5 protein-coding genes and 1 pseudogene are annotated in these 7,197 nt (G+C 71.1%); 3 read left to right on the top strand and 3 right to left on the bottom strand.

Annotated elements, in window-relative coordinates; translation table 11 throughout:
* The 3 genes and pseudogenes from MR1_RS18025 to MR1_RS18015 form a co-directional block, all read left to right on the top strand.
* Positions 1-322 (top strand): annotated as a pseudogene (locus tag MR1_RS18025) (ribonuclease D); the annotation flags it as partial.
* 75 nt (positions 323-397) lie between these two features.
* On the top strand, positions 398-1,603 hold the full coding sequence (locus MR1_RS18020) for a thiolase family protein (protein ID WP_067250325.1): 1,206 nt from the start codon (positions 398-400) through the stop codon (positions 1,601-1,603).
* Between the two features lie 11 nt (positions 1,604-1,614).
* A complete protein-coding gene (locus MR1_RS18015; RefSeq protein WP_067250322.1) occupies positions 1,615-3,759 on the top strand; it encodes a 3-hydroxyacyl-CoA dehydrogenase NAD-binding domain-containing protein in 2,145 nt (714 codons plus the stop codon).
* Positions 3,760-3,840: 81 nt separating this feature from the next.
* Here the strand turns inward: MR1_RS18015 and MR1_RS18010 are convergent, their stop codons facing one another.
* The 3 genes from MR1_RS18010 to MR1_RS18000 all read right to left on the bottom strand — a co-directional run.
* The gene (locus tag MR1_RS18010; protein WP_067250319.1) at positions 3,841-4,512 is read right to left on the bottom strand and encodes a 2-phosphosulfolactate phosphatase; all 672 of its coding nucleotides are present in this window, start codon (positions 4,510-4,512) and stop codon (positions 3,841-3,843) included.
* Positions 4,513-4,556: 44 nt separating this feature from the next.
* A complete protein-coding gene (gene dxs, locus MR1_RS18005) occupies positions 4,557-6,500 on the bottom strand; it encodes a 1-deoxy-D-xylulose-5-phosphate synthase (RefSeq protein WP_067250316.1) in 1,944 nt (647 codons plus the stop codon).
* A gap of 63 nt (positions 6,501-6,563) precedes the next feature.
* Positions 6,564-7,197 (bottom strand): citrate/2-methylcitrate synthase (locus MR1_RS18000; protein WP_303621333.1); only part of this gene is annotated, 634 nt, incomplete at its 5' end.

The following is a 7,197-nucleotide window of genomic DNA, read 5'->3' as shown; positions in this document are numbered from 1 at the left end:
TGTGCCCAGCGACGCCCCGCCGCCGCCGCGCGCCTGGGCCGATCGGAACCCCGAGGCCGACGCCCGGCTGAAGGCAGCGCGCCCCGTGGTCGAAGCGCGCGCGGAGGAACTGCGCATGCCCACGGAGAACCTCCTCACGCCGGACTCGCTCCGCCGCGTCGCCTGGGAGCCGCCGAGCGTGATCGATGAAGCGACGATCGGCGAGGCGCTCGCGGAGCTCGGGGCGCGCCCCTGGCAGGTTGAGGAGACCGCACAGCGGATCGCACTCGCGTTTGTGGATGCCACGCAAACCGGTGAAGACCGTCCCGACGCGACTTCGTAGGTTCGATCCAACCGATTCCCTCGGGGCGCCACCGACCCTCCTAGGCTGGGGACAACCCTGATAACTGGAGGCAGAGTGGCCGAGATCTCGGACGTCTTCTTCGTCGATGGAGTGCGCACCCCCTTCGGGCGCGCCGGCGAGAAAGGCATGTACTGGAACACCCGCGCGGACGACCTGGCGGTCAAGGCGACGATCGGGCTGATGGAGCGCAACGGCGGGGTCCCGCTGGACCGCATCGACGACGTGGCGATCGCCGCCACGTCCCAGACCGGAGACCAGGGCCTCACCCTCGGACGCTCCGTCGCGATCCTGGCAGGCCTTCCGCAGACCGTGCCCGGTCTCGCGGTCGAGCGCATGTGCGCCGGGGCCATGACGAGCGTCACCACCATGGGCGCCTCGATCGGCGTCGGCATGTACGACCTGGCGATCGCCGGCGGGGTCGAGCACATGGGGCGTCATCCCATCGGCAGCAACGCCGACCCCAACCCGCGCTTCGTTGCGGAGAAGATGGTGGACCCGGGCGCGCTCAACATGGGGGTGACGGCGGAGCGGATCTTCGACCGATTCCCGCACCTCACCAAGGAGCGCTCCGACCGCTTCGGCATGCTCAGCCAGCACAAGGTGCAGGCCGCCTACGACGCGGGCAAGATCCAGCCGGACCTCGTGCCCGTGGCCGTCAAGGGCGCCGACGGCGCCTGGGGCCTCGCGACCGAGGACGAGGGCCGCCGCCCGCAGACGACCATGGAAGACCTCGCCGGTCTCAAGACCCCGTTCCGCCCGCACGGACGCGTCACCGCCGGCACCTCCTCCCCGCTCACGGACGGTGCGACGATGTCGCTGCTCGCCGGCGGCGGCGCGGTGAAGGAGTTCGGCCTCTCGCCGAAGATGCGGATGGTCTCCTTCGCGTTCGCCGGCGTGCAGCCGGAGATCATGGGCATCGGTCCCATCCCGTCGACCGAGAAGGCGCTGAAGAAGGCCGGTCTCACGATCGACGACATCGGGCTGTTCGAGCTCAACGAGGCGTTCGCGATCCAGGTCATCTCGCTGCTGGACCACTTCGGCATCGCCGACGACGACCCCCGCGTCAACCCGTGGGGCGGCGCGATCGCGCTGGGTCACCCGCTCGCGGCCTCGGGCGTGCGTCTGATGATCCAGCTCGCCGCGCAGTTCGCCGAGCGTCCGGACGTCCGCTACGGCCTCACCGCCATGTGCGTGGGCCTCGGCCAGGGCGGTTCGGTCATCTGGGAGAACCCGTTCTACGACGGCAAGAAGCGCAAGTGAGGGATGCAGGAATGACGAACTACGACGCCATCGACTTCTCCCCCATCCAGGCTCTCACCGAGGGCGAGGTGGTCACGCACTCCCCCGTGCGCGACGTCCGCCTCCCCTCCGGCAAGGTGCTCGCGCTGATCACCCTGGACAACGGCCGCGACCACACCCGCCCGAACACGCTGGGCCCCGCGACCCTGACCGAGCTCGGCGAGACGCTCGCCGGGCTCAAGGCCCGGGCGGCCGCCGGCGAGATCCAGGCGGTCGGCATCACCGGCAAGCAGTACATCCTCGCCGCCGGCGCCGACCTGTCCGACATCAGTCGGGTCGGCTCCCGCGACAACGCCCGGCTCATCGCGCAGCTCGGCCACAAGGTTCTCGGCTCGCTGTCGGAGCTGGGCGTGCCGTCGTTCGCCTTCGTCAACGGGCTCGCGCTGGGCGGCGGCATGGAGATCGCGCTCAACTCCACCTACCGCACGGTGGACGCCTCCGCCGCGGCGCTGGCGCTGCCCGAGGTCTTCCTCGGGATCATCCCCGGCTGGGGCGGCGCCTACCTCCTGCCGAACCTCATCGGCATCGAGAACGCGCTCGAGGTCGTCATCTCCAATCCGCTCAAGCAGAACCGCATGCTGAAGCCGCAGCAGGCGTTCGAGCTGGGCATCTTCGACGCCATCTTCCCGGCCGCGAACTACCTCGAGGACTCGCTCCGCTGGGCGGACGCCGTCCTCGGCGGCAAGAAGGTCGAGCGCAAGAACGAACCGGGCAAGATCGAGCGCCTCACCAAGTGGCCGATCGCCATCAAGATGGCGCGCGGCATGCTCGAGTCCAAGATCGGCACCGTGCCGAAGTCCCCGTACGTGGCCCTCGACCTGCTCGACAAGGCCAAGAGCGGCACGAGGGAAGAAGGCTTCGCCCGTGAGGACGAGGCGCTCGCCGATCTCGTGACCGGCGACCAGTTCGCCGCGTCGATGTACGCGTTCGACCTCGTCCAGAAGCGGGCGAAGCGACCGGTCGGCGCGCCCGACAAGGAGCTCGCGAAGAAGGTCACGAAGGTCGGCATCATCGGCGCCGGGCTCATGGCGAGCCAGTTCGCCCTGCTGTTCGTGCGCCGGCTCCAGGTGCCCGTGCTCATCACCGACCTGGATCAGGCCCGCGTCGACAAGGGCGTCGCCTACATCCACGAGGAGATCAAGAAGCTCGAGGCCAAGGGGCGCCTCGACGCCGACACCGCGAACAAGCTGCGTGGGCTGGTCACCGGCACCACGGACAAGACCCTCTACGCGGACTGCGACTTCGTCATCGAGGCGGTCTTCGAGGAGGTCGGCGTCAAGCAGCAGGTGTTCGGCGAGATCGAGCGGATCGTCGCCGAGGACGCCATCCTCGCGACCAACACCTCGTCGCTCTCCGTCGAGGAGATCGGCGCGAAGCTCGCCCACCCGGAGCGCCTGGTCGGGTTCCACTTCTTCAACCCGGTCGCGGTGATGCCGCTGATCGAGATCGTGAAGACCCCGCACACCACCGACGCGGCGCTGTCGACCGCCTTCGTCGTCGCCAAGGGCCTGGGCAAGAACGCGGTCCTCACCGCCGACGCCCCCGGCTTCGTGGTCAACCGCCTCCTGGCCAAGGTGATGGGCGAGGCCGCGCGCGCCGTCTACGAGGGCACGCCGGTGGCGGAGGTCGAGAAGGCGTTCGCGCCGCTGGGGCTTCCGATGGGTCCGTTCCAGCTCATCGACCTCGTCGGCTGGAAGGTCGCGGCGCACGTGCAGGACACGATGGTCCGCGCTTTCCCGGAGCGCTTCTACGCGAACGACAACTTCCACGCGCTCGCCGAACTGCCCGAGGTCGTCGAGAAGGACAAGGGCGGCCGCGTGACCGGCTTCACGAAGGCGGCGGAGAAGGTCGTGAAGGAGGCGGCCGGGTCGTCCCCGGCCTCCGCGGAGGAGATCCTGCGCCGCGTCCAGGACGGCCTCGCCCAGGAGATCCGTCTCATGCTGGACGAGGGCGTCGTCCCCGAGGTGGAGGACATCGACCTGTGCCTCATCCTCGGCGCCGGGTGGCCGTTCATCGACGGCGGCGCATCGCCGTACCTCGACCGCGAGGGCGCCTCGGAGCGCGCGTTCGGCGGGACCTTCCACACGCCCCCGATCCGCGGCATCGCAAGCCGCTGACCCGCGCCGTGACGCGGAAGGGCCGTCTCCTCGGAGGCGGCCCTTCCGCGTGCCCCGTGCACGGCGCCGGCCCGCCCCTCATCAGCGCTGCGGCGTGTCCCGAAGCGCCCGCGCGGTGAACACGCCGCAGCGGAGCTCCGCCACGACCGTGCTCGCGTCGAGCTCGGCGGCCAGACGGATGTCCGTCTCAGCGTCCGGGTACTGCTCGGGCCGCGCACGGAGGTGGCGAGCCGAGCCGCTCGCGCTCACGAGGTGCCGCAACGCCCCGCGCAGGCTTCGGAACGACTCCGCGGTGAGCATCGCCTCGGGCGACACATGGTCGATCCCGCGTCGGATCAGCGCGTCGATGATCGCGCCCGCGCCCAGCTGGTCCTCCACGGCGAAGCGCAGACGCGGGTCGCCCGGCGCGATCGCCTCGCCTGCGGCGATCACGGCGACGCTCGTTCGCCGGTCCCGCCGCACCTGTTCGCGCAGGATCTCCTCCGCGACGGCGTCGGCGTTTCGGAGGCTGCCGGCGAGGACCAGAGCGCCGGGCACGGTCGCCGCAGCAGCCGCCACCGGGGCGCCGTTGATCGAGGGGGCATCGTGCAGCGGCGTCGTCTCGGAACGCTCGGCCCGGACCGTCACGGTCGTCGTGAACCTCAGCACGTCGAGGACGACCACGACATCCGCCGGTGCGAGCCGGTCGAGCCCCGCGGCGCCCCACTCGAAGCGCACCTGGTACATCGCCTGATCGAAGGCGGAATCGCGCATCGGTCCAGTCTAGGCGGCGCGACGGACCGCGCCGAGCCGCGGGCTCAGCGGGCCTCGTGGAGCGGCAGGTCGATCGCGCCGGTCTCGCCGGTCTGACGAGCCACGGGGATCCGCTTGCCGAGGACCTGGGCCACGACGTCCTGGGCGATCTTCGGCGCCGTGAGGCCCGCCGCTTCGAGGATCTGCTCGCGCGAGGCATGATCGATGAACTCGTCCGGCACGCCGAGCTCGTCCACCGCCGTGTCCACTCCCGCCTCCCGCAGCACCTGTCGCACACGCGTGCCGATGCCGCCCACTCGGATGCCGTCCTCGAGCGTGATCACGAGGCGGTGTCGAGCGGCCAGCTCGATCACCGACGGCTGCACCGGGATGGCCCATCGCGGGTCCACCACCGTCGCGCCGATCCCCTGGGCGCGCAAGCGGTGCGCCACGTCGAGGCCCAGGGCGGCGAAGGGGCCGATGCCCACGATCAGGACGTCCTCGGCCTCACCCCGGAACAGCACGTCCGTGCCGTCGGCGCGACGCTCGATCGCGGGGATCTCCTCGGTGGCCGCGCCCTTCGGGAACCGGATCACGGTGGGCGCGTCGTCGACGCGGACGGCTTCGTCGAGCGCTTCCCGCAGGCGCACGGCGTCGCGAGGGGCCGCGATCCGGATGCTCGGGACGATCTGCAGCATCGCGAGGTCCCAGATGCCGTGGTGGCTGGGACCGTCGGGTCCTGTCACGCCGGCACGGTCGAGGACGAAGGTCACGCCGGCGCGGTGCAGTCCCACGTCCATCAGCACCTGATCGAACGCGCGTCCCATGAACGTGGCGTACACGGCGACCACGGGGTGCAGGCCCCCGTACGCGAGCCCGGCCGCGGACGCGACGGCGTGCTGCTCGGCGATGCCCACGTCGTACACGCGATCGGGGAAGCGCTCCGCGAACGGGGCGAGGCCCGTCGGCCGGAGCATGGCCGCCGTCATCGCGATGACGTTCGGCTCGCGGGCGCCGACCTCCACGAGCGCGTCCGAGAACACGTCGGTCCAGCTGCGCCCGCCGGACCCGCCGAGCGCACCGCCCGTCTTCGGGTCGATCTTGCCGACGGAATGGAACTGATCCGCCTCGTCGTCGAGAGCGGGCTGGTAGCCGCGTCCCTTCTCCGTGATCGTGTGCACGATCACGGGTGCGCCGAACTGCTTCGCCATCTCCAGCGTCTCGGTGAGCGCCTCGATGTCGTGCCCGTCCACGGGACCGAGGTACTTGATGTCCAGGTTCGAGTACAGCGCCTCGTTGTTGACGAATCTCGCCAGGAACCCGTGGGTACCGCCTCGGACGCCGCGGAACAGGGCGCGGCCGAACGGTCCGAAGGCCCGGAACAGCCGGTCCGACTTCCGGTGCAGGTCGCGGTAGGCGCCCGCCGTCCGCACCCGGTTGAGGTAACGGGACATCCCGCCGATGGTCGGCGCGTAGGAGCGGCCGTTGTCGTTCACGACGATGACGAGATTCCGGTCGTTGTCGTCGGTGATGTTGTTGAGGGCCTCCCAGGTCATGCCGCCGGTCAGGGCGCCGTCGCCGACGACGGCGACCACGTGACGGTCGGCACGTCCGGTCGCCGTGAGCGCGCGGGAGACGCCGTCCGCCCAGCTCAACGAGCTCGACGCGTGCGAGGACTCCACGACGTCGTGTGGGCTCTCCGAGCGCTGCGGGTAGCCCGCCAGACCGCCGCGGGAGCGCAGACCGGAGAAGTCCTGGCGCCCGGTGAGCAGCTTGTGCACGTAGGACTGGTGCCCGGTGTCGAAGATGATCGGGTCCTCCGGCGAGGAGAACACGCGGTGCAATGCGATCGTGAGCTCCACGACGCCGAGGTTCGGCCCGAGATGCCCGCCCGTGCGGGCCACGTTCTCGATGAGGAAGGCGCGGATCTCCGCCGCCAGCTCCTTGAGCTGGCCTGGAGAGAGGTCGTCGAGATCGCGCGGACCTGAGATCCCGGGGAGAATCGCCACCGTGCCTGCCTCCTGCGAGCTTGTCCGGCGCCGCCTGTGTGGCGCGCACCGCATCGTCCCAGACTACCGAGCCCTGCTCACCGCCCGCTGGACATCCGCCGGATCCGGACCCGTGTACCGGCCCCGCGGCCGCAGCCGCAGAGGCGTCCGCCCGTACTCGTCCAGGGCGTGCGCGCACCAGCCCGCGGAACGCGCGATCGCGAAGACGGTCTCGCCCGCGTCGTCGGGCATGTCCCAGGCGAGCATCATCGTGGCCAGTGCGAGATCGATCGACGGTCGCAGGCCGGTCCTGCTGCGGACGAGACCGGAGACGCTCTCGGCCGCCTCTCGCGCCCGGACCACGGCGGGATCGGATAGCTCGCCCAGGACCGACAGGAGGGTGCGGGCACGGGGATCTCCGTCGGGATACAGCGGCTGCCCGAAGCCCGGGACACCGGATCCGCCGCGCCGAGCCGCCGTTCCGACGGCCGTGGCCGGTTCCGCGCCCGCGGCCACCTCGCGGAGCATCCGGACCGCCTCGCCACTCACCGCCCCGTGCAGAGCGGAGTCGAGCGCTCCCAGCCCCGCCGCCACGACCGCGTACGGATGGGCCCGCGCCGACGCGGCGGCCCGGGCCGCCACGGTCGACGCCGCCATGTCGTGGTCCACCAGCAGGACGAGCGCGGCGTCGAGGACGGCGACCCGATGCGGCGCCGCG

Source organism: Microbacterium resistens NBRC 103078 (assembly GCF_001552355.1).
Taxonomy (GTDB): Bacteria; Actinomycetota; Actinomycetes; order Actinomycetales; family Microbacteriaceae; genus Microbacterium; species Microbacterium resistens.
The sequence above is the reverse complement of the archived record's forward strand: the minus strand, read 5'-3'. Positions and strand labels throughout refer to the sequence as shown.

Excerpts from the sequence above, each read along its gene's own strand:
- MR1_RS18015 (WP_067250322.1), top strand. The coding sequence starts at position 1,615 with ATGACGAACTACGACGCCATCGACTTCTCCCCCATCCAGGCTCTCACC.
- MR1_RS18010 (WP_067250319.1), bottom strand. The coding sequence starts at position 4,512 with ATGCGCGATTCCGCCTTCGATCAGGCGATGTACCAGGTGCGCTTCGAG.